Annotated in this window: 28 protein-coding genes; 10 read left to right on the plus strand and 18 right to left on the minus strand. The window is 52.3% G+C overall.

The annotated features are described in order from the left end of the window. The first annotated feature begins 10 nt into the window (after positions 1–10). The 4 genes from HK25_RS07670 to lptB are packed head-to-tail and all read left to right on the plus strand — an operon-like array spanning position 11 to position 3562. Positions 11–1006 carry an SIS domain-containing protein gene (locus HK25_RS07670; protein WP_086635856.1) on the plus strand — a complete coding sequence of 332 codons (996 nt, stop codon included), beginning with the start codon at positions 11–13 and terminating at the stop codon, positions 1004–1006. After that, positions 1003–1731, plus strand: coding sequence for an LPS export ABC transporter periplasmic protein LptC (gene lptC / locus HK25_RS07675; RefSeq protein WP_086635857.1), 729 nt, complete (start codon positions 1003–1005; stop codon positions 1729–1731). Before HK25_RS07670 ends, lptC begins: the two co-directional genes overlap by 4 nt. Before the next feature lie 2 nt (positions 1732–1733). Next, entirely contained in the window at positions 1734–2741 is a 1008-nt protein-coding gene (locus tag HK25_RS07680; protein ID WP_086635858.1) for an LptA/OstA family protein, read from the plus strand. 2 nt (positions 2742–2743) lie between these two features. Next, positions 2744–3562 carry an LPS export ABC transporter ATP-binding protein gene (gene lptB / locus HK25_RS07685; protein WP_143216333.1) on the plus strand — a complete coding sequence of 273 codons (819 nt, stop codon included), beginning with the start codon at positions 2744–2746 and terminating at the stop codon, positions 3560–3562. A gap of 43 nt (positions 3563–3605) precedes the next feature. On the opposite strand, the gene HK25_RS07690 is transcribed toward lptB, so the two are convergent. Further along, positions 3606–3878, minus strand: coding sequence for a hypothetical protein (locus HK25_RS07690; RefSeq protein ID WP_143216334.1), 273 nt, complete (start codon positions 3876–3878; stop codon positions 3606–3608). A gap of 281 nt (positions 3879–4159) precedes the next feature. On the opposite strand from HK25_RS07690, the gene hpf reads away from it, so the two are divergent. Then, the gene (gene hpf, locus HK25_RS07695; RefSeq protein ID WP_086635859.1) at positions 4160–4753 is read left to right on the plus strand and encodes a ribosome hibernation-promoting factor, HPF/YfiA family; all 594 of its coding nucleotides are present in this window, start codon (positions 4160–4162) and stop codon (positions 4751–4753) included. A 77-nt stretch (positions 4754–4830) separates the two neighbouring features. Here the strand turns inward: hpf and HK25_RS07700 are convergent, their stop codons facing one another. Both HK25_RS07700 and HK25_RS07705 read right to left on the minus strand, forming a co-directional pair. Beyond that, positions 4831–5097 (minus strand): hypothetical protein, encoded by a 267-nt coding sequence (locus tag HK25_RS07700; RefSeq protein ID WP_086635860.1) that lies wholly within the window; start codon positions 5095–5097, stop codon positions 4831–4833. 46 nt (positions 5098–5143) lie between these two features. After that, the gene (locus HK25_RS07705; protein ID WP_086553358.1) at positions 5144–5647 is read right to left on the minus strand and encodes an Hsp20 family protein; all 504 of its coding nucleotides are present in this window, start codon (positions 5645–5647) and stop codon (positions 5144–5146) included. Positions 5648–5871: 224 nt separating this feature from the next. Here HK25_RS07705 and def point away from each other — a divergent pair, with 224 nt between their 5' ends. From def to HK25_RS07725, 4 genes are read left to right on the plus strand one after another with little or no spacing between them, the layout of a single operon-like run. Beyond that, positions 5872–6435, plus strand: coding sequence for a peptide deformylase (gene def, locus HK25_RS07710; protein ID WP_086635861.1), 564 nt, complete (start codon positions 5872–5874; stop codon positions 6433–6435). 25 nt (positions 6436–6460) lie between these two features. Next, on the plus strand, positions 6461–7378 hold the full coding sequence (gene fmt / locus HK25_RS07715; RefSeq protein WP_086635862.1) for a methionyl-tRNA formyltransferase: 918 nt from the start codon (positions 6461–6463) through the stop codon (positions 7376–7378). 21 nt (positions 7379–7399) lie between these two features. Further along, on the plus strand, positions 7400–8227 hold the full coding sequence (truA, locus tag HK25_RS07720; RefSeq protein ID WP_086635863.1) for a tRNA pseudouridine(38-40) synthase TruA: 828 nt from the start codon (positions 7400–7402) through the stop codon (positions 8225–8227). Then, entirely contained in the window at positions 8205–8729 is a 525-nt protein-coding gene (locus tag HK25_RS07725) for a YaiI/YqxD family protein (protein WP_086635864.1), read from the plus strand. Before truA ends, HK25_RS07725 begins: the two co-directional genes overlap by 23 nt. 15 nt (positions 8730–8744) lie before the next feature. On the opposite strand, the gene HK25_RS07730 is transcribed toward HK25_RS07725, so the two are convergent. The 9 genes from HK25_RS07730 to rpmH all read right to left on the minus strand — a co-directional run bounded on the left by HK25_RS07730 (position 8745) and on the right by rpmH (position 16311). After that, complete coding sequence (locus HK25_RS07730) at positions 8745–9386, minus strand: hypothetical protein (RefSeq protein ID WP_086635865.1); 642 nt, start codon at positions 9384–9386, stop codon at positions 8745–8747. 40 nt (positions 9387–9426) lie between these two features. Continuing rightward, complete coding sequence (locus HK25_RS07735; protein WP_086635866.1) at positions 9427–10050, minus strand: hypothetical protein; 624 nt, start codon at positions 10048–10050, stop codon at positions 9427–9429. Further along, entirely contained in the window at positions 10050–11219 is a 1170-nt protein-coding gene (gene dapE / locus HK25_RS07740; protein ID WP_086553365.1) for a succinyl-diaminopimelate desuccinylase, read from the minus strand. The genes HK25_RS07735 and dapE overlap by 1 nt, the downstream gene beginning before the upstream one ends. A 15-nt stretch (positions 11220–11234) precedes the next feature. Next, positions 11235–12083, minus strand: coding sequence for a 2,3,4,5-tetrahydropyridine-2,6-dicarboxylate N-succinyltransferase (gene dapD, locus HK25_RS07745; RefSeq protein ID WP_086553366.1), 849 nt, complete (start codon positions 12081–12083; stop codon positions 11235–11237). A 162-nt stretch (positions 12084–12245) separates the two neighbouring features. Beyond that, positions 12246–13151 carry an acetylglutamate kinase gene (argB, locus tag HK25_RS07750; RefSeq protein WP_086553367.1) on the minus strand — a complete coding sequence of 302 codons (906 nt, stop codon included), beginning with the start codon at positions 13149–13151 and terminating at the stop codon, positions 12246–12248. A gap of 38 nt (positions 13152–13189) precedes the next feature. Continuing rightward, positions 13190–13867, minus strand: a complete 678-nt coding sequence (yihA, locus tag HK25_RS07755) for a ribosome biogenesis GTP-binding protein YihA/YsxC (protein WP_086553368.1) — start codon at positions 13865–13867, stop codon at positions 13190–13192. After that, complete coding sequence (gene yidC / locus HK25_RS07760) at positions 13867–15615, minus strand: membrane protein insertase YidC (protein WP_086553472.1); 1749 nt, start codon at positions 15613–15615, stop codon at positions 13867–13869. Before yidC ends, yihA begins: the two co-directional genes overlap by 1 nt. 124 nt (positions 15616–15739) lie before the next feature. Further along, positions 15740–16159 carry a ribonuclease P protein component gene (gene rnpA, locus HK25_RS07765; RefSeq protein ID WP_086553369.1) on the minus strand — a complete coding sequence of 140 codons (420 nt, stop codon included), beginning with the start codon at positions 16157–16159 and terminating at the stop codon, positions 15740–15742. Positions 16160–16176: 17 nt separating this feature from the next. Then, the gene (gene rpmH / locus HK25_RS07770; protein ID WP_081773530.1) at positions 16177–16311 is read right to left on the minus strand and encodes a 50S ribosomal protein L34; all 135 of its coding nucleotides are present in this window, start codon (positions 16309–16311) and stop codon (positions 16177–16179) included. Positions 16312–16460: 149 nt separating this feature from the next. Between rpmH and HK25_RS07775 the strand changes: the two genes are divergently transcribed. Then, positions 16461–16655, plus strand: coding sequence for a HAMP domain-containing histidine kinase (locus HK25_RS07775; protein ID WP_086553370.1), 195 nt, complete (start codon positions 16461–16463; stop codon positions 16653–16655). A gap of 17 nt (positions 16656–16672) precedes the next feature. Here the strand turns inward: HK25_RS07775 and gloA are convergent, their stop codons facing one another. The 6 genes from gloA to HK25_RS07805 form a co-directional block, all read right to left on the minus strand. After that, positions 16673–17059 carry a lactoylglutathione lyase gene (gloA, locus tag HK25_RS07780; protein WP_086635867.1) on the minus strand — a complete coding sequence of 129 codons (387 nt, stop codon included), beginning with the start codon at positions 17057–17059 and terminating at the stop codon, positions 16673–16675. A gap of 93 nt (positions 17060–17152) precedes the next feature. Beyond that, positions 17153–17992, minus strand: a complete 840-nt coding sequence (locus HK25_RS07785) for an LpxI family protein (protein WP_086635868.1) — start codon at positions 17990–17992, stop codon at positions 17153–17155. A 2-nt stretch (positions 17993–17994) separates the two neighbouring features. Continuing rightward, entirely contained in the window at positions 17995–18867 is an 873-nt protein-coding gene (lpxA, locus tag HK25_RS07790) for an acyl-ACP--UDP-N-acetylglucosamine O-acyltransferase (RefSeq protein ID WP_086553373.1), read from the minus strand. Between the two features lie 117 nt (positions 18868–18984). Then, complete coding sequence (fabZ, locus tag HK25_RS07795; RefSeq protein ID WP_086553374.1) at positions 18985–19452, minus strand: 3-hydroxyacyl-ACP dehydratase FabZ; 468 nt, start codon at positions 19450–19452, stop codon at positions 18985–18987. Between the two features lie 50 nt (positions 19453–19502). Beyond that, positions 19503–20606 (minus strand): UDP-3-O-(3-hydroxymyristoyl)glucosamine N-acyltransferase, encoded by a 1104-nt coding sequence (lpxD, locus tag HK25_RS07800; RefSeq protein WP_086635869.1) that lies wholly within the window; start codon positions 20604–20606, stop codon positions 19503–19505. A 5-nt stretch (positions 20607–20611) separates the two neighbouring features. Then, a complete protein-coding gene (locus HK25_RS07805) occupies positions 20612–21475 on the minus strand; it encodes an OmpH family outer membrane protein (protein WP_086553376.1) in 864 nt (287 codons plus the stop codon). Between the last annotated feature and the right edge of the window lie 3 nt (positions 21476–21478).

Here is a 21478-nt window from a genome sequence, read left to right on the forward strand (position 1 = left end):
GCAAACTGACTTGCATCTCAAAACTTTTCACGCTCTGACAGCCAGCGCCATTGATGTCGTTCGTACAGAACAGGCCGGCCTGAAAGCGCTTGAAGAAGCTTTACAGGACTGCTCTGGCCTTGGCTCTGCGTTTACAGATGCCGTCACGCTGATAAGCGGGCTGACCGGGCGCCTGGTCGTAAGTGGCATTGGAAAATCAGGGCATATTGCACGTAAAATACAGGCTACTCTGTCATCAACCGGTACCCCGGCCCTGTTTGTACACCCGGCAGAAGCCTCTCATGGTGATCTGGGGATGATCCGTCCCGGGGATGCTGTTCTTGCTTTTTCCAACTCGGGAGAGACAACAGAGCTAGGCGATATTGCGGCACACACCCGCAGCAACAACCTGCCACTGCTGGCGGTAACAAGTCAGCCTGATTCAACCCTTGCCTGTGCTGCTGATATTGCTTTAATTATGCCTGCAATGAAAGAGGCATGTCCGATGGGCCTTGCTCCGACAACCAGCACCACAATACAACTTGCCTTTGGCGATGCGCTGGCTGTTGCTCTTCTGCAAAAGCGCGGCTTTACAGCCAGTGACTTTAGCTCATACCACCCTGGCGGGCGACTGGGCATGAGGTTACGCACTGTACGCGACCTGATGCGCACAGGTGATATGATGCCGCTGGGGCATCCTGACACGTCTATGCGTGATATTATTATGGAAATGACGCGCAAGGCGCTGGGCTGCATTGGCATAACAGACGAAAACGATACCCTGGTCGGGTTGATCACCGACGGAGACCTTCGTCGTGCGCTTGATCTTGACCTTGCCGTGACACAGGCAAAGGATGTGATGAACACAACCCCCCTGACAATTTCTCCTGATATCTTTGTGTCAGAAGCAGTAAGCCTCATGAACACCCGATCTCGTCCGGTCACTTCTCTTTTTGTGCTGGATGACCATAAAAAACCACTTGGCGTCGTTCATATGCACGACTTACTCAAGGCAGGTGGCCGATGACAAAACCCGTTACCCCACACCGGAGCGACTTTGCCCGTTCGGAAGAGACAACACGGCAGCAGCGCAACCAGCTTGCCTCGAACCTGAAGCGCCACAAAGCCCCGAATGAAGCTCTGCTGGCACGGCGCCGCACATTGCTGCGATGGGCTAAGTGGGTGCTGCCTGGCACAGCCCTGCTCCTGCTTGTCTCGATTGCTATATGGCCTGAAGTTGACCGCCTCATTCATGCTGGCAGTGCATCTCTGCGCGACCTGACAAAAATACACGTCGAAAACGGCAGCCTCGTTGGCGCCACCTACCGCAGCGTTGATGAACATAACCGCCCCTTTATGATTACCGCCCAGAGCGTGCATCAGATTGACCAGGAGAGAATGGATCTGGTCAGCCCGGTTGCTGATATTATAAACCAGGGGAATAACTGGGTTATTGTCAGTTCAAGAAAGGGGGTTTACATGCAACATGCTAACCTGCTTGATCTGACAGGAGAAGTAACCCTGTATCGTAATGATGGTCTCATGATTCGCAGCCCGGTCGCTGATATTAATTTAAAACAAGGCGTCATTGCCTCTGATATGTGGGTCAGGGCTGAGGGGCCGTTTGGCGTTCTGGATGCGAAGGGCTTTGTGCTGTCTCAGCATGACGGAATTGCACAGTTTCGCGGCCCCGGGCGTATCATTCTCAACGATGACCACAAAACGGACACCCCGGAAGGGAAATCCTCCTGACCATGCGCCTGCCGGTTTTTTCTGCCATAACTTTGCTGCGCCCTCTGTGCGCCGCATTTGTCATCCCGGTTTGTGTGGGAGCAGTCCTGCCTCATACAAATGCCCGGGCACAGGCCATTGATCTCTCTCACGGCGGGCAGATTACTGTCACCGCAGTCGGGGGGTTTGACTGGGACCAGAACCAGAAAAAAATTACTGCCTATAAAGACGCCCGGGCCGTACGGGGCGACGCAACGGTCACCGCAGATAAGCTTATCGCTTATTACCGGAAAAAAAGCGGCACAGATGACGCTAAAACGGGTGCAGCTCCGCTACAGACCGCACCTCAGAAAACAGCAGCGCCTCCGGCTGATGCTTCAGCCGGCCCGATGGATTCCTCAGGCTCAAACGAGATTTATCGTCTTGAAGCCATTGGTCACGTGCATATCTTTACACAGACCGATCAGGCATGGGGTGACAAAGCCGTTTATGACATGGACAAAGCCGTCCTGGTCATGACGGGAAAAAATATGAAAATGGTGACCCCGCAGGATCTCCTGACTGCCAGAGATTCAATGGAATATTACTCACAGGATCACATCTCCATCGGGCGGGGAAATGCAACTGTGACAACAAATGACCACAGGCAGATCAAAGCCGATGTTCTGGTCGGCTACAGCGCACCGGCTGATGAGCAGACAAAAGACCAGGATAAGGCAACAAAAGCTCAGAAAAGTCAGGGCGGACTGGCCGATGGCTCAGGCAAACTGAAGAAAGTTGACGCCTTTGGTCATGTATGGGTCAGAACACCGACTGAAGTCGTAACAGGCGAGCGCGGTGTTTATGTTCCTGACACCGGCATTGCCCGCATTGTAGGCAATGTTCATATCACCCGCGGCGCTAACCAGATTCAGGGTGCTGCGGCCATTATTAATCTGCATACAGGCATTGCCACTATGACCGAACAGCCCGGCAACCGGGTCAACGGTGTTGTCGTGCCAAACAGCAAAGACAGCACAGACAGGAAATAAGGATGACACAGGCACAAAGCCCATGGACATCACCCGAAGCCCCCGACGATAGTTTCCTCGGCTCTGAGTTCGTGTCTGACAACCCGCTTCACGTCCCTGGCCATGGGCTGTTTGCTCACGGCATCGGCAAATCTTATAAAAAGCGCGAAGTTGTTAAAAACGTCTCGATAGAAGTGCACCGCGGAGAAGCTGTTGGGCTTCTTGGTCCAAACGGCGCAGGTAAAACCACCAGCTTTTATATGATTGTTGGTCTGGTACAGCCAGATACCGGTTCTATTACACTTGATGGCGCGAATATTACCCAGCTGCCTATGTATCGCAGAGCACGCCTTGGCATTGGCTACCTCCCGCAGGAAGCCAGTATTTTCCGTGGCCTCAATGTTGAACAAAACATTATGGCGGCCCTGGAAGTCGTGGAGCACGACCCTGACAAACGGCAAATGATGCTGGATGGTCTGCTGGGTGAATTTGGTATTTCACACCTGCGCCGCTCCCCTTCTCTTGCGCTGTCAGGTGGTGAACGCCGGCGACTGGAGATTGCGCGTGCCCTTGCAAGTCAGCCCAATTATATCCTGCTCGATGAGCCGCTGGCTGGTATTGACCCTATTGCGGTCGGTGAGATCCGTGATCTGGTTTCACACCTGAAAGATCGTGGTATTGGCGTGCTGATTACCGATCATAACGTGCGTGAAACGCTGGAAGTTATTGACCGCGCCTATATTATGCACAGCGGACAGGTGCTCATGCAGGGTGTCCCTCATGAGATTGTCGCCAATGAAGATGTACGACGCGTTTACCTGGGGGAGAGCTTCTCGCTCTGACCTCTTCCCCTTTTTCTGTGCACTTCTGACAGAAGCAATACTGTCAGCGTGCCAGAGAAGGAACCGGCAGATGAATATCAGGTGGCGCGACCATAACGACAGGTGGCGCTGGTGGTGCCGCAGGTACTTTTACAACATGTGAAACGACCTTTGCGGGGATGATAACACGCTCCATCCGAACCGGTGGTTTTTTATGTGTAAAACTCCATACAAAAGCCCCGTAGCCAGCAACCAGCACGCACAGAACAACAACCTTAACACGCCAGCTACGACGCATTTTTGGCATATCAGCAGGCGGGTTAGACAGTAACAGCATAGCACTCACATACAAAATCGAAGAGGCACTTATCTCTATGCTGTGTGACTAAACCTGACAACCTCTTCTTTCACGCGACAGACTATTAATACTCTGCGCTCATAATTTATCAGAAATGTCATAAAAATATAGACAGACGCCGGCAACCATGGCCAAATCATAGATACGGGTGTTGCAGACTCCCTGCTCTGCAGCCTTAGCTCTGATACCAGAGGTAAAGTAGATTTTTTGCCATCAAGACAAAAAATAACTCCGGCAACAGGTTAGAAAAGGACTCACGAATGAATATTCATGTTTCCGGTAAACAGGTTACTCTTTCTGATGCACTAAAACACAGGGTTAATACCCACCTCAACACACTGACCGGCCGCTATTTTGATAAAGCGTTCGATGCTAAAGTTACTTTCAGTAAAATACGCTCGTTTTTTACGTGCGATATTAACGTCCATGCAGGACGTGGCGGTATTATCCTTCGTGGTGAAGGTGAAGGTGCTGACGCAAACGTCGCCTTTGATGATGCTGCTGAACATATTGCCAAACGACTGCGCCGCCATCACCAGCGTATAACCTCGCATACGCGTGCGGATAAGACTGAACAGCCGCCTGAAACAGGCCGCTCGTACATCCTCGATGCTGAAACCTCATTTAACGAAAGTAAGGATATCACCCCGCCATCGGAGGAAGCCTCCTTTCCGGTCATCATTGCTGAGCAGGCAACGGACATCCCTTTTCTGAGCGTAAGCGAAGCTGTTATGCGCCTTGACCTCGCCGGCTCAACACTCCTTCTGTTTCGTAACAGTAAAAATCAGGAAATTAATGTTATCTTCAGGCGCTCTGATGGTAATATTGGCTGGATTGATACAGGGCCAGCCTAATTTTTTCCCTTAAAAACGACAAAGGCCAGTGGCGTATCTTATGCCACTGGCCTTAACCGGATGTATTCTGGCATTCTTTACTGCAGCCCTGCTGTAACCATGTCGTTTTTCGAAATAATTCTCGAGGCGGCCTCAATATCATCAACGACTGAGAGCAACGCACCGTCTGCCGCATGAATAGCCCAGGCTGCATGTCCGTCTGCCGTTACAGAAGGACGCACATAAGCAACATTTGTTAACCCCATAATCAGAAACTGATGCTCTGATAAGTCATGAGTATTCAGCAGCATAGCTTGCTGATCCGGTGCCAGAACAATCTTTCCGTTATGGGTTGTGACCTTCATAATCCGCTCCATTTATTAAAATAAATTTATAAATAGCACGGTTTTGTTAACTTATCTCATCATTTTCAACTTTATGTAATATTCTTGACGACCGTTGCACAAAATCCCCGGAGGTCCGCCTCGCAGATGTCTTCTTCTGACCAGGCTGCATAATCTCAATACGCTTTACTCGCACCTCAGGCTGCGGACGGTATAAGTCTATATGCAGCAGACCATTATCAAGCCAGGCTCCCCCGGTCTCAATCCCTTCAGCAAGGACAAACGCTTTCTGGAACTGGCGCGAGGCAATGCCACGGTGCAGATAGACTTTTTCTTCTTCCTCTTCTGCCTGCCGCCCTCTTATGACAAGCTGATTATGCTCCTGCGTGATCTGCAGATCTTCCATCCGAAACCCTGCAACTGCCAGAATAATCCGCAGTTTATCAGAAGCAACCTGTTCAATATTATATGGCGGGTAACCATCACTGGCTCCCTTGCTGGCACGTTCAAGCATCTGCTCCAGATGATCGAACCCTAAAAACATAGGGGAGCCAAATACTCTGCCTGACATAAAAGCCTCCTCCCTCCTGAGCGAGACAAAGCCGGACCCAACATGGCATCCGGTCACTGCATAAAATATGGGGGGAGGATCAGAAAAACTCAAGACAAAGGCAGCTTTCAGCCGCGATGAAACTCTCAGAATATCTGTAAATCAAAAAGCAATATGAGCATTTTAAAGAAAAATGACTTATTTTCCTCTGGCATAGTCAGAAGGAGAAGGCTAAATCGGCTGATATGACACATGCGCTTCAGACTGATATCGCTATCGCCGCAACTGCAGCCGATGCGACCCCTATGCCTATTCTCATTGCCCCTCATGCTGTTCTGCGCCGCAAAACACGCGAAGTACGCCCTGAGGATATGGCTGACATTCGTCGCCTTCTGCCTGGCATGTTTTCTGCCATGTATAAAGCACCCGGCATTGGTCTGGCCGCTCCGCAGGTCGGTCTTGACCTGCGTTTTGCACTGGTTGACCTGGGTGAGCCCGAAGCCCGCGAACCTATTATTATGATTAACCCCGAAATTCTGAGCGAAACAGAAACGATGGCTGTGCGCGAGGAAGGCTGTCTGTCACTCCCCGATCAGTATGCTGAAGTTGTTCGCCCTGAAAAAGTACGGGTGCGCTGGCGCTCAGTTGATGGTGACACGATTGAACGCGAGGTTGATGACCTGATGGCAACCTGCATGCAGCATGAAATTGACCATCTTGAAGGCATTTTATTTATCGATCACCTTTCAGCTCTGCGCAAAAATATGATTATGCGCCGCCTGGCAAAACAACAAAAAGCAAAACGCTGATAACACTGACAGGGATACTCTGATTATGCGCCTCATTTTTATGGGAACACCGGAGTTCTCTGTCCCTGCCCTTCAGGCTTTGCATGATGCCGGCCATGAGATTGTTGCTGTCTACACTCAGCCGCCAAGACCGGCAGGGCGAGGCAAGGCTATCCGCCCCTCGCCTGTTCATAAAGCAGCTGATGCCTTAGGCATTCCTGTCAGGCACCCCCTCTCTTTGCGTAAGAATGAAGAAGAATGGGCTGCATTTGCGGCACTCAATGCTGATGCCGCAATCGTAGCCGCTTATGGCCTGATTCTCCCTCAGGTTATGCTTGATGCCCCCCGCCTTGGCTGCCTGAACATTCACGCCAGTCTGCTGCCGCGCTGGCGCGGTGCCTCGCCTATCCAGAGTTCTGTTCTGGCAGGCGACACAGAAAGCGGTGTCACGATTATGCAAATGGAAGCCGGGCTTGATACCGGCCCTATGCTGGTGCATGCCGCAACGCCCATCACACCGGCAACCACAGCGACAACATTACATGATGCTCTGAGTGCTCTTGGTGGTGAACTGGTCGTGTCAGTCCTGAGCAATCTGCCACAGGCAACCCCTCAGCCAGAAGACGGTGTTACCTACGCTCCCCGCCTGACAAAAGAGGATGGTCGCATTAACTGGCAGGACAGCGCCAGCGCCACAGACCGGCGTATTCGTGCCCTGACCCCCTGGCCAGGTACTTTTACCAGCACGGAAGATGGTACGATTCTTAAAATCGGGTCGGCTGAGCTTCTGGCAGATAAACAGCATTCCGCACCTCCGGGCACAGTGCTCGATGACACATTAACCATCGCCTGTGGCACCGGTGCACTGCGCCTGACACTCATACAAAAGCCTGGCGGACGTATGATGGATGCGCAAACCTTCCTGCGTGGCTTTTCCCTCCCTTCGGGCACACGCCTGGCCTGAACATACACACGCATTATAATTATGACTGAAACCAGTTCATTTACCCCTCAGGCTCATACCGGCTCTGATGACCTTAGCTCTTCCATTCAGCGCTGGGCTGTTAAAGTGGAGTATAACGGCACGGGCCTTGTTGGCTGGCAGCGCCAGACAAATGGCCCCTCGGTGCAGGAGTTTCTTGAACATGCAGCTTCCTGCATCGCAGGGAAACGAACCGTTAACAGCATTACGGCCGGACGCACTGATGCAGGCGTGCATGCTACAGGTCAGGTAGCGCATCTCGATTTTCCGGCTGATATTGCCCTAAAACCCCACCAGGTCAGGGACGGGCTAAGCTATTACCTGAAGCCGCATGCGATAGCTGTCATACAGGCTGCCCCCGTACCACCAGACTGGAGCGCGCGTTTCTCAGCGACCTGGCGTTCCTACCGCTACCGCATTCTTAATCGCCCGACACGGGCTGCTCTGGGTGCAGGTCTTTTATGGCATGTAAGAGGGCACCTCGATATTGACCTGATGCAGGAAGCAGGAAACCACCTTCTGGGTCTGCATGACTTCACCTCTTTCCGTGCTGCGGCATGCCAGGCGAACAGCCCTGTACGTTCGATTGATCATCTGCATGTCGCACGCCATGATGACGAGGTGCATGTTACGGTTAAAGCCCGCTCGTTCCTGCATCATCAGGTCAGAAACATTGTTGGCACCCTGGTTCTGACTGGCCACAAACGCTGGAAGCCAGAGCGCGTTGCTGAAGCTCTTGCTGCACGCAGACGCAGCGCTGCCGGACCAACCGCGCCACCTGATGGCCTTTACCTGACCGGAGTTGGCTATGACCCAGACCCCTTCGCCTGAGAACGATAAAACTGTTCGTATTTTTATTGATGCGGATGCCTGCCCTGTGCGTGACGAGGTCTACCGTGTAGCTGAGCGTTACGAGCTGCACACATTTGTTGTGGCAAACCAGCTTCTGGCTGTGCCTCCAACTCCGCGCATTGAGCGGGTCATCGTCTCTGAAGGCATGGATGTTGCTGACAACTGGATCGCTGACAATGTCAGAACCAATGATATCGTTATCTCAGCAGATATCCCTCTGGCAGCCCGCTGTGTCGCAAAAGGAGCCTGCACACTCGACCCGCGCGGCCGTATTCTGGATGAAAATGCCATTGGTATGGCCCTGGCCGTGCGCAACCTGATGGATGACCTTCGCTCAAACGGCGCCATCACACAGGGCGGGCGCAGTTTCGCAAAATCTGACCGCTCTGCCTTTTTGTCAGCGCTCGATACAGCTGTTGTTAAAGCCCGAAAAAATGCAGCTCTTCCGGCACAGCGGCGCCACCCGATTTCTTTTTCATAGTCCTCTGTGGCCCCGTCAATGCACACCGTACAGCGGGAAAAGCATCTGCATAAAACCGGCATATGTCAGGTCAGAGGCCGGGGGGCTGTAATAAGGTGGTAAAAACGAGCCTGCAACATGTACGGCAAGCATGGCCAGCGCGATATAGGCACAGAGCTGAGCCGCCCTTAAACCGCTGACTGCCAGAGCAACGCGCGCGATATACCACTGCACCCATAAAAAATTACCTGAAAATATCAGCAGCATAATCATCAGAAAAAGTGACGATGTCTTCAGGCCTGGAAACACCAGAATACCAAGCTGTGTCAGAATAAAAGCATCAATTACAACCGACCAGCCACACCATAAAGAGGCCACCATATAGCGCAGCCACATCTCGCCACGCTGCCAGTATTGCGCACAAAACTGAGAGACAACCAGCATCATAAGAGTGCCGCACAGATCGAGCAGAATATCACGCAGATCGTTTATTTTAGCGGGAGATACACAGACCAGAAACAGGCTGACAATATTAAACGCAAATGAGGGGGCTAACGCAGCCCACAGATCAGACTTTGTGTCACCAAAACAGGCAACACCTTCGCGCCTGCCTGTGCAGAGAAGGTACGTGCCCTGGAGGATTCTGCCTGTATTTCCTCCTTCGTCAGAACCCGCCATAATCACAAACCTCGTATTTCAGGTAACAGACAGGTAACCGCTATGCTGCTCCGGCACGATGAAAGAAGACTTTCATCAGATCATCAGGTGACGGATAATGTGGCGGCAAAATGTAAGCAACGACATACATTAACCCTGTAATAACCAGCACCGAGCCATATAACAAAGCGGCCTTAAAGCCACTGATAACCAGACCAACACGGGCAATATACCATTGCAGAACAACGTCACCAATAATACCCATCATCATGACAGCGGCGGTAAAATAGGGGTTGTCAGCAAATTCGGGGAATAAAAAATGACCCGCAACAATAACAATAACCACGCCAAATACAGCGATCCAGTTGCTCCAGGTTGCCGCAGTAATATAACGCAGCCATAAATTGCTACGCTGCCAGCGCCGCGCATAAAACTCTGACACAACAACCGGCAGCAGAATTTTACATAAAAACATTAAAACCTGGATCAGGCCTGTGATTTTTCCGGGTGAGGCCAGAACAGCAAACAGATTAATCAGCACAAATGCCAGCTGCGGTGCCAGTGCTGCACCAAAAGCATCTGTCGTGCCGGCAAAATTATTAATGCCTTCGCGCCGTCCGCTGGCCAGCAGAAACATACCCTGAATGATCTTATGCGCATTTCCCTGCCGGGTCGGCTGAGACATTATGCCAGCACCTCTTTAAGAAAAATGTGATAGATCTGCGTCAGCGTTTCCAGGTCCTGCACACTGGTGTGCTCGTCAACCTGGTGAATGCTGGCACCAACCAGACCAAACTCTACCGCCGGGCAATAACGCGCGATAAAGCGGGCGTCTGATGTCCCGCCTCCGGTATCCTGCTTCGGATCACGTCCCGTCACCTGCCTGATGGCAGAGATCAGAGCCTGTGTCTCTGCCCCCGATGGGGTCAGAAAAGATTCCCCACTGATATGAATATCTGCATGGCTCTGCGGTGCATGCTTCTGACAGACAGTGGTGATCCACCTGGCCAGTTCTGCACCGGTATGAAGGTTGTTGAAACGTATATTCAGCCGGGCCTCAGCCTTAGCCGGAATAACATTTGTTGCCGTATTGCCAACGTCCATGCTGGTGACCTGAAGGCTTGAGGCCTCAAACCATTCTGATCCCTCATCCAGTGGCCGGGCCGTCAGTTCGCCCAGCAGAGCAAGCAAACGATGCACCGGGTTATCAGCCCTGTGCGGATATGCGACATGACCCTGCACTCCTTCAACCACAATATGAGCATTGAGGCTGCCGCGCCGGCCATTTTTGATCATGTCACCGATAGCAAGAGGATTCGTTGGCTCACCAACAACACAGTAATCAGGAATGTGTCCTTCCTGCGCCATCCACTCCAGCACCTTCTGCGTGCCGTACGTTGCCCGCCCTTCTTCATCTCCTGTGATCAGAAGGCTGACCGAGCCGGGACCACCCTCACCCATACGGGATGCCGCTGCAACAAAAGCGGCAATACCACCCTTCATGTCACAGGCACCGCGGCCATAGAGCACACCATCGGCAATATGTGCAGCGTAGGGAGGGTGCGTCCACAACTCTTCTTTTCCTGGTGGCACAACATCCGTATGGCCCGCAAAACAGATATGCGGGCCTTTATCACCACGACGTGCAAAAAAATTGAACGTCTTTTCTTTCCCCTCGCCAAAGGCAAGGTGCCAGACCTTAAAACCCATCTGCTCAAGCACTGCAGCCAGAAGCGCCTGAGCTGCTCCTGTATCAGGTGATACAGATGGCTCACGGATCAGCATTTGCGTCAGAGCAACGGGGTCTGTCGTATCAGGCAGAGAGGCTTCCTCTCCGAAAGAAAAGCGCGTCATGGTGTCTCTGTGCCTTTAGTCGCGCAGCAGGTCGTTGATGGAAGTTTTAGAGCGTGTGCGCTCATCAACGCGCTTGACGATAACCGCACAGGCAAGGTGGGGGTTAGGCTTGCCATCAGCACCAGCAGGTGATGAAGGTGGCAGAGTGCCAGGCACAACCACTGAGTAAGCAGGCACACGCCCCATGAAGATCTCTCCCGTGGCACGATCAACAATTTTTGTCGACGCACCAAGGAAAACACCCATGGACAGAACTGAGCCACGTTCAACAATAACACCTTCAGCGACTTCTGAGCGTGCACCGATAAAACAGTCATCTTCAATGATAACAGGAGCAGCCTGAAGAGGCTCAAGTACACCACCAATACCTGCACCACCGCTGATATGACAGTTACGGCCGATCTGAGCACAACTGCCAACGGTTGCCCATGTATCAACCATTGTGCCGCTGCCAACGTGCGCGCCAACATTTACAAAAGAAGGCATCAGCACAGCGCCGGGAGCAATAAAAGCAGAATAGCGCACAACGGCACCCGGCACGACGCGGAAACCAGCGGCATCAAAACGAGCCTGATCCCAGCCGGCAAATTTAACCGGCACTTTATCAAAAGCCGGAGCACCCGCTGCTGCACCAGGTACAACCACACTGTCGTTAAGACGGAAAGAGAGCAGAACAGCTTTTTTCAGCCACTCATGCACAACCCAGCCACCATCTTCAGGGGCGGCAACACGCAGCTCACCGGCATCCAGTGCGGCAAGGGCTGTTTCGATTGTTTTACGGCCTGCTCCGGTCGTTGCAGAAGAGATCGTATGACGTTCTTCCCACAAAGCTTCGATTTGAGTACGCAGTGTATTGTCTGTCATGAGGCACCGTCAGAAACATAAGGAACATCAGCCAGAGCTGTCAGCCCTGACCATTAAAACGTGAGCAAGGACCATGCGGACAGAGACGAGCCCTGTCAACGCACCATCCTTTATGCCACACACGCCACGGCAGAACTGCCGGGGGCTATAAACAGCTTAAAGTTAGTCAGCTCTGATAAGAGTGCCTGAACCAGAAGTTGTAAACAGCTCGAGCAGACAGGCGTGCGGTATGCGCCCGTCAATAATAACCGCAGCCTGAGCCCCTGCCTGCACGGCCTCGATGCAGGTTTCAACTTTAGGAATCATACCGCCGGTAATAATACCGTCTGCAATTGCTTTACGCGCCTGGGTAGCAGTCAGTTCAGGAATGAGATTACCCTGCGCATCAAGCACACCTGCTACGTCTGTCAGCATAAGCAGACGTTTGGCGTGCACAGCACCAGCCACAGCACCGGCGGCTGTATCGGCATTGATGTTATAGGTCTCGCCATCCTCACCCTGCCCGACAGGGGCAATAACCGGCACCAGGCCAGAACCTGACAGGGCGTAAATCACACGCGGGTCAACTTTAACAGGCTCACCAACAAAGCCGAGGTCAAGCACACGCTCGCTCTTTGTCACGGGGTCATATACTGTACGCTGATGCTTGCGGGCAGTAATGAGGTTGCCATCTTTACCTGATATGCCAACAGCCATAGCACCGGCGCGGCTGATCAGCCCGGCTACCTCTTTATTGACTGAGCCGGACAGAACCATCTCGATCACGTTAACCATGCTGGCATCAGTGACACGCAGACCATTAACAAAAGTTGACTGAATGCCCAGCTGGGTCAGCATATTGTTAATCTGCGGGCCACCGCCATGCACAACGACCGGGTTAATGCCAACCAGTTTTAACAAAGCAATGTCACGACCAAATGTCTGCGCCAGGTCAGAATTGCCCATGGCATGACCGCCATATTTTATGACAATCGTATCACCGGCATAGCGACGAAGGTAAGGGAGTGCCCCGGCAAGAACAGCGGCCTCCTGGTGAGGCCCCATGGAGGCATTGTTGGCACTGGTCATAACGGCAAAAGTCCTGCTGCTAAATCTGCCAGATGGCTTCAGGTTAACGGGAGAGCGAACTCGGCAAGCTCGGCGCGCAGCTCTTCAATACCCGTACCTTTTTCACTGCTGGTAACAGCCAGAAAGGGGCAGGCTGCAGGGTGGCGCTTCACCTGCTCCTGCAGGGCGTTGTGTTTAGCACTCAGCGCCTGTGGTTTAAGAGCATCGCATTTGGTCATCACGATCTGAAAACTGACAGCCGCTTTATCAAGCAGCTTCATCATATCAGTATCGTGCTTTTTCAGTTCAACACGGGCATCCAGCAGCAGCATAACCCGGCGCAAACCAGGCCTGCCACGCAGATACTCAAACATCATCTCCTGCCAGTCTTCTTTCACTGACTTCGCAGCTTTTGCGTAGCCATAACCGGGCATATCAACCAGCATCAGTCTCTCAGCAAGATTAAAGAAGTTGAGCTGCTTTGTGCGCCCTGGCTCTGAAGATGCACGGGCCAGAGCCTTACGACCGGTCAGCGCATTAATAAGGCTCGATTTACCGACATTCGAGCGGCCGGCAAAAGCAATTTCAGGCAAAGTCTGCGGCGGGAGCTGCCCCAGTTTCTGAGCACCAAAAATAAACTCACACGGGCCGGCAAACAGACGCCGCCCCTCCTCAAGGGCGGCATCAATCTGAGCCTGATCTGTCAGTTCACGGAAGGTCGTCGAAGCCTGAAGCATTATTTGTTACTCAGCGCAGCTTTTTTGGCATCAGCTGCTTTAAACCCGCGCATAATGATGACCTGCTGCAGAGCTGTAAGCAGGTTGCTCCAGCTATAGTAGATCACAAGGCCAACGGGCTGGTGTGCCATAAAGAACGTAAACACCAGAGGAATGAAAGTCATAACCTTCTGCTGTGCCGGGTCCATGTTCGTTGAACTGGCACTGATTTTCTGCATCAGGAACATGGTTGCACCATAAATGATGGGCCATGCACCAAGAGAGAGAATAGCAAAAATATGTGACGGGTCGAAGGGCAGCAGACCAAACAGATTAAACACGTTGGTCGGGTCAGGTGCAGAGAGGTCTTTAATCCAGCCAAAGAAGGGCGCCTGACGCATCTCAATGGTCACATACAGGTCTTTATACAGACACCAGAACACAGGCGCCTGGATAAACAGAGGCAGGAACCCGCCGAAAAGATTAACACCCTCCTCACGGTACAGTGCCATGATGTGCTGCTGCATCACCATCGGGTCTTCTTTGTAACGTGCTTTAATCTGGTCAACTTTTGGCTTCAGGCGGCTTGTCTTCCAGGTCATGCGCATCTGTTTGACGGTCAGCGGCAGGAAGGCAACCTTAACAATCACGGTAAAGGTCAGCAGAGCCAGGCCAAAATTACCCATAATTGAATACAGCCAGTCGAGCACCTTAAACACCGGCAGGGTCAGGAAAGAGAGCCAGCCAAAATCCACCGCTTTCCAGAACATGGGGATATGCAGCATCTTCTGATAATGATCGAGGAGGCTGTATTCTTTTGCACCGGCAAAGAGATGTGCTTCGGTCCCCGCTGTCTGCCCGGCAGCCACTGCCACAGGGGCAACGTTGGTAAAGCCAACCTGATAGGTCGTGCTGGCAGCCTGATAGTCATATGTACCAACGACCTGAGCTGCCTGGTCAGGCACAATCGCCATCAGCCAGTATTTATCGGTAATACCGGCCCAGCCACCTTTACCCTGATGGCTCCAGGCAATGTTATTAGGTGGTACACTGTCCTGACGCAGGGATTTATATGACCCTTCGTTCAGGCGGTCATCAATAACGGAGATCGGCCCTTCGTGCACCAGCATCCCGCCATTAGTTTCGGGGGTATAGCCACGGTTAACACGATAAAACGGATAAAGCGAAACCGCCTGCGCTGTATTATTATGCACATGCTGACTAACCGTGAACATAAAGTTACGATCAATCGCCAGCACGATATCAAACACAAAGCCCTGACCGTTATCCCACGTCAGTGTAACCGGATGTGTCGCATCAAGATGGGGCTGATCAGCTTTCCAGACGGTATTAGCGTCTGGCAGAGCAATTTTGACATCTTCAGGGGCGCGCCAGCCAAAATCAATATAATCAGGACGGGCCGTGCCAGTCTGGCTCAGCACACGTACATCAGGACTGTCTGGTTTTGTTGTTTCGCGGTACGCCTTGAGAACGAGGTCATCAAGACGGGCACCTCTGAGATTGAGGCTTCCCTGAACAGCAGGAGCGTCAATTGTCAGGCGGATATCGGCCTGAGCAGCATCGGAACTTTCGGCAGGTCTGGCAGCTGCGCCTGATGTGGCAGCGGCTCCGCCGGCAGGGGCGTTAAGAGCCTGCGTTGCAGCAACCGGCACAGGCTGCTGTTTAGGGGCTTGCGGGAAGAAATAATCAAACCCGATAAGGACAATAGCTGACAGAAATGTTGCCAGTATGAGACGACGTGTATCCATTCTCTGGCCAGCAGGCCCCCTTGTAGCAAGCAAAAAAAATAGCAGCACACTGCCTGCGAGCCGGGAAACCTGAAAAGACAAACCATAAAAAAACGGAAATCAGGCACAACAGGCCTGAAAAACTTTAAGAACCGTTTTTGCCTGCTCTGGCTTTTCTGTCGGCCTCAGACAGACATACCCCCAGTGCCTTACGAAAATCTGTGATCAGAGCCGTGAAAGGCCTGTCTCTTGTCCCTGCACGACCAATCAGAACGAGGTCAAGACCGTTGAGTGAGGTTTCTGCCTCGACGATTCTCACAACTTCGCGCAGACGACGACGCACTCTGTTACGCACAACAGCGTTGCCGACTTTTTTGGTAACTGTGTACCCCACACGGGCAGCCCCCGAATCAGCACGCCTGAAGAGCTGAAGAACAAGGCCTGGCACCGGGCTTTTACATCCACGCGCAGCCAGAAAAAGAAACTCTTTGCGCTTTTTAAGGCCCTGAGACTGAAGAGGTCCGTCTTCAGCCTGCTCAAGGTTTCTTCCCTGGTCTGTGACCATGGACAACCCCTCAGCCCTTAGGCAGAAAGACGTTTACGGCCTTTTGAGCGACGGTTAGCGATAACTTTACGACCACCAACTGTTGCCATACGTGAACGAAAACCATGGCGACGCTTGCGAACGAGCCGTGAAGGCTGATAGGTGCGCTTCATTGCGGCACTCCCTCTGATAAATTAATTGTCAGACAGATAGATAAAACTACCTGCCCCTGTAAAGGGCGGCTTATAATGACCTGAAAGCCAGCCGTCAATCGTTGCCAGAGTCTCTCGGATAATCATAACCAACAAGAAGGCTATTCCTGATGCCACAGTCTGACACCATCCAAACCGCCAGCAAAAAACTAAAGCATGATATTAAAAATATTATTGCCCCTGCCCTGCTGAGTGTTGAGCTGCTCGAAACCCACCAGGACTCTCAGGTGCAACAGGCTGCAAACACGATTAACAGCTCGCTTGAACGACTGTTATCACGCCTGAAGCAGGACCCGGCTGCATAAGCAGCCGGAGCCGGAACTTACCGCTGGATAAGTTCTATTTTATAACCATCGGGGTCTTCAACAAAGGCGATAATGGTCGTGCCAAATTTTACCGGCCCGGCCTCACGGGTTACTTTTCCGCCACCCGCACGCACGGCATCAGCTACCGCTGCAACGTCTGAAACACCAACGGCAAAATGACCAAAGCCGGTACCAACGTCATAGCCGTCATCCTGCCCCCAGTTATAGGTAAGCTCAATTTCAGCCTGCCCTGCGGTATTGTCAGCATAGCCAATAAACACAAGCGTATATTTGCCCTCTGGCACCTCACGCCGGCGTAGCTCATGCATACCGAGTAATTTATAAAATGCGAGGCTTTTGTCGAGGTTGCGCACACGCACCATTGTATGCAGATAACTGGCCATTAGACTTCTCTCCCGCCGATAACAAAATAATATCTCATACTAGCAGGCGTCACCTGACACACAAACCGATGAAGGCGCGAGCAAAGTCACAAATCAGGGAATAAAACGCTCAGGTTCAACGGCTATCAGAAAAAGTCCGCTCTTATCAGCTTCCGCTACGCAGTTTTCAGGATCAGTTAGCAGTGTGTGTGCTGCCTCAAAGGCGATACCCCGCAAACCGGCCTGCGCTGCGAGCCGCACAGTAACCGGGCCAATCGTTGGCATGTCAGCACGTTTATCCTGACCTGGCTTTAAAAGCTTAACCAGTACACCGCCCTCTCCGGGCTGCTTACATAGCCCCGCACGTTCCAGCATACGGTCTGTGCCCTCCATGGCCTCAACCGTCAGAACCACGCCATTCTGCACAACGCATCCCTGCCCGATATCCAGCCGCCCCAGAGCCTGCACTACTTTTATGCCATGCGCGATATCAGCCCTGGCAATATCATCAGGCCGAATCTGCCCCAGTACTCCGGGCTCAGAAACAGACTGCGGCAAAAATTCGTGAGCACCACGAACCCGAAAGCCCTCCTCCCCCAGAATACGAACGAGGGAGGCCAGAAGGCCATCATCACCAGAAAAAAGAGAACGACCCAGACGGGCAAGAATACGCACCCCCTCAGAATCGGGATACAGACTCCGTAATGACGGGCGACGCACAGGGCCTATAAGAACAAGATCACCGCACTTATGCTCTCTGAGCAAAGAGAGCATCTGACCCGCCGCACCCAGCCTTACAATCTGGTGCGGCCAGGGCGCTATCGTCTCAGGCTCTGCGAAGCCCTCGAAACCAAGAATGAACACCGAGCCGCCTCTGGCCACAACAGCTTCAGCAACTCTGGCAGGCAATGGCCCGCCACCGGCCAGAATGCCTACAGTTTGCGACGACTGCAGTGTCAGGCTCCCTCTGTTTCTGCTGCGCTGTAATCACCTCGTGCAACCCGTACAAGACCACGCTTGCTCGGGCTGTCAATAAAGGTCAGAACCTCCTGAATGCGTGGGTCAGAAGAGTAATCCCTGCGCACACGCTCAAGACGTTCAGCAAATGTCCCTTCCTCAGGCCCTTTAGGATAAAGAGTGAGAAATGCACGGCGCATCTGATGAATTTCAGGCTGACTGACACCATGGCGGCGCAGCCATATCCAGTGCAGACCAACCAGCCTGGCCCGGTTTCCCAGCACACTGCCATAGGGGATAACGTCAGCTTCCACGCCTGCAACGCCACCAACCAGAGCAGCATGACCGATACGGACAAACTGATGAATGGCTGCGGAGCCCATAATGCGGGCATCATCCTCAACAACGACATGACCACCCATCACAACGTTATTGACGATAATCACACGATTCCCGACCTGGCAGTCATGAGCAACATGCGCGTTCGCCATAATCAGCACATCGTCCCCGACATGCGTCACGCCACAACCGGTAGCTGTGCCACGGTGAATCGTCACGTGTTCACGCACAACAGTACGTGCACCAACCTCACAACGGGTTGGCTCATCATTATACTTCAGGTCCTGCGGTGCCATGCCTACCGTAGAGAACGGGTAGTAGCGTGACCCGACACCAAGACGTGTATGGCCATCAACCACAACGTGCGAAATCAGCTCAACGTCATCATCAATAACGACATTGGCTCCGACAGAACACCATGGCCCAACCTTAACTCCACGCCCGATGCGGGCGCCAGGAGCAATAATGGCAGTTGGATGGATTACTGCCCCACTGCCTTCTTCCACCTTATGCAATACCTCAGTTCCTTCCATAACTGCACTCTCGTCCTTCGGTGAAAAAGACAAAAACAAACAGACAAATCACGCTTTTTTATGGCAAACTATTTTTCACAGGCATTTACTTAAAAGCGTCCCTTACAGGCAGAACGCTCAGTCCATGATCATAGCGCTGAATGTTGCCTCAGCTACAATTTTTCCATCTACGGTTGCAGACCCAAAAAACTTCCACACACTACCGCGGCGGCGCTGCTTGGCAACGTGCAGGCGAATCTGATCTCCGGGACCAACGGGGCTACGGAATTTGGCACCTTCAACGGTCATAAAATAGACAAGCTTGCCCTCAAAACTATCACCAAGAGAAAGGACAACAAGAGTGGCTGCTGTCTGAGCCATAGCTTCAATAATCAGGACACCAGGCATCACCGGGCGCGCCGGGAAGTGCCCCTGAAAGAAAGGCTCATTAACAGTTACGCATTTAATACCTGTTGCTTCCTCACCAAGGACAATATCGACCATTTTATCGATAAGCAAAAAAGGATAGCGGTGAGGTATAGCCTGCTTAATACGATTAACGTCTATCTCTTTAATTATCTGCTCTTCCTGCTGCATTACTTCCATTATCTTAACACCCTGATTTTAATTTAATCTTATCTGATAGAATTATCCGGTTAGTCTTTTTTATCATCTTTATCGGCCGAACTCTCAGACGAACCCGGCTTCTTTTTAGCTATTCTTCGCAAAACAGCAACATTCTGAAAGAATTCTTTGAAAGGCATTGCAGGACTACCAATCACATCAGCCTTACTTTTTACGTCAGACATCACACCGCACTGCGCACCTACACGCGCTTTTTCACCAATGCGGATATGCCCGATAAGGCCTGCCTGAGCAGCAATTGTAACAAAATCTTCAAGAATAGTAGAGCCGGAAATACCGGCCTGGGCCACCACTATACAGCACCGGCCCATTTGCACATTATGGCCAATCTGCACCAGGTTATCGAGACGGGAGCCCGCGCCAATAACGGTGTTATTAACCGAACCACGGTCAATAGTCGTATTTGCACCGATTTCAACATCATTACCGAGCACAACCAGACCAAGCTGCGGCACAGTTTCAAAACCCTGAGGCCCCACAGCGAAACCAAACCCATCCTGACCAATGCGTGCGCCTGGCAGAATAATAACTCTGTCACCCACAACGACATGCGATAATGTAACGTGACCGCCAATCCGGCACTCTTCACCCAGTGTCACACTCTGTTCAATGACAGTATGGGCACCAATAACAGAACCGGCCCCGATTTTTACGTTTTCGCCAATCATGGCGAAGGGACCGACTTCGCAGGTGGGATGAATGTCAGCTGTTGACGCAACACAGGCTGAGGGGTGAACCCCCGCTCTGGCCGGATGCCTGGGATGAAACATGCGGGCAACACGCGACCAGGCCAGATATGGCTCTGACGTAATCAGCGCAGCACAATGTGGCGGAACTTTATCAGCAAAAGCAGGCGCAACGATGACCAGCCCGGCTGAGGTGTTTTCAAGTAACGTCGCATAACGCCGGTTATCAAGAAAACTGATTTCATCAGAACCGGCACTTTGCAACGGTGCTATGCCTTTGAACCCTTCGGCTGGCAGAGCACGTCCGTCAGCCGGAGGAACAAAAGTAGCCTGAGCAGCCTGAGCGACTGCCTGCGCATCAAAAGGGCCTGACCGAAGGAAAAAACGTGGATTAGCCGGCCCCGCAGCTAAAGAATTTTCGGCATTCATAAGAATTAATGAGTCTTTGCCGCAGAAGGGTTAAACGCAGGTGCAGGACCCGCTGCCGGTGCCTGTGCATCACTATTAGCCGTTGTTGGCATTTTCCCTGATTTAGCAAGCACTTCCGGGTCGACGTCAGCAGCAGGAATGAAAACAGATGACATAATAGTATTCAGCTGTTTAGCCACCTCATTGGTAATATCCTGGCCATCTACATGCAGAGCTACCTGCTCATTATGAAGAATCAGGTTCATACCACGCGATGTTGCTACTTTCTGAATAACCTGAACCAGCTCGCGCTCTATCTGCCCGAGGGAAACCTGAGCGGCCTCCTGAATGATGCGGTTACGATTACGGAAAGCCTGCTGAGCTTTCATAACGCGTGTTTGCAGGCTGCGCTCGCGAGACTGGATCTGATCAGAGGTCAGTGACTTTGCCTGCGCCTGAAGCTTCTGCTGCTCATCACGCCAGCCAGCCTGCTCTTTCTGAACATCACGGGCCAGGGCATCACGACGCGCACCCAGAATATGCTCTACCTGTGCTGCGGCCATTGACTGCTGCATAACGCCAGGAACACTGATCACGCCGATAACGGCCTGAGGAGGAGCGACACCTTTTGGCAGGTCAGGCGCGTTTGGAATAGTTGGGAGAGGCAGAACGGGAGGGGTCTGCGATTCCTCACCACCACTCTCTTCAGGAGCATCAGGCTGAGGCGCTTCGTGAACCTGACGAGGTGCCGGAGCAGGCTTTGGCTGTGCACTCTTTGGCACAAACCATCCGCCACCTGAACTCTGTGCCTGCGCATCTGATAGAAAAGCAGCTGAACATGACAGAAAAACGGCTCCCAAAAGGGCTTTTCTGCTAAAATAAACCATCATTAC

This window comes from Acetobacter sp. DsW_059 (assembly GCF_002153695.1).
Taxonomy (GTDB): Bacteria; Pseudomonadota; Alphaproteobacteria; order Acetobacterales; family Acetobacteraceae; genus Acetobacter; species Acetobacter thailandicus.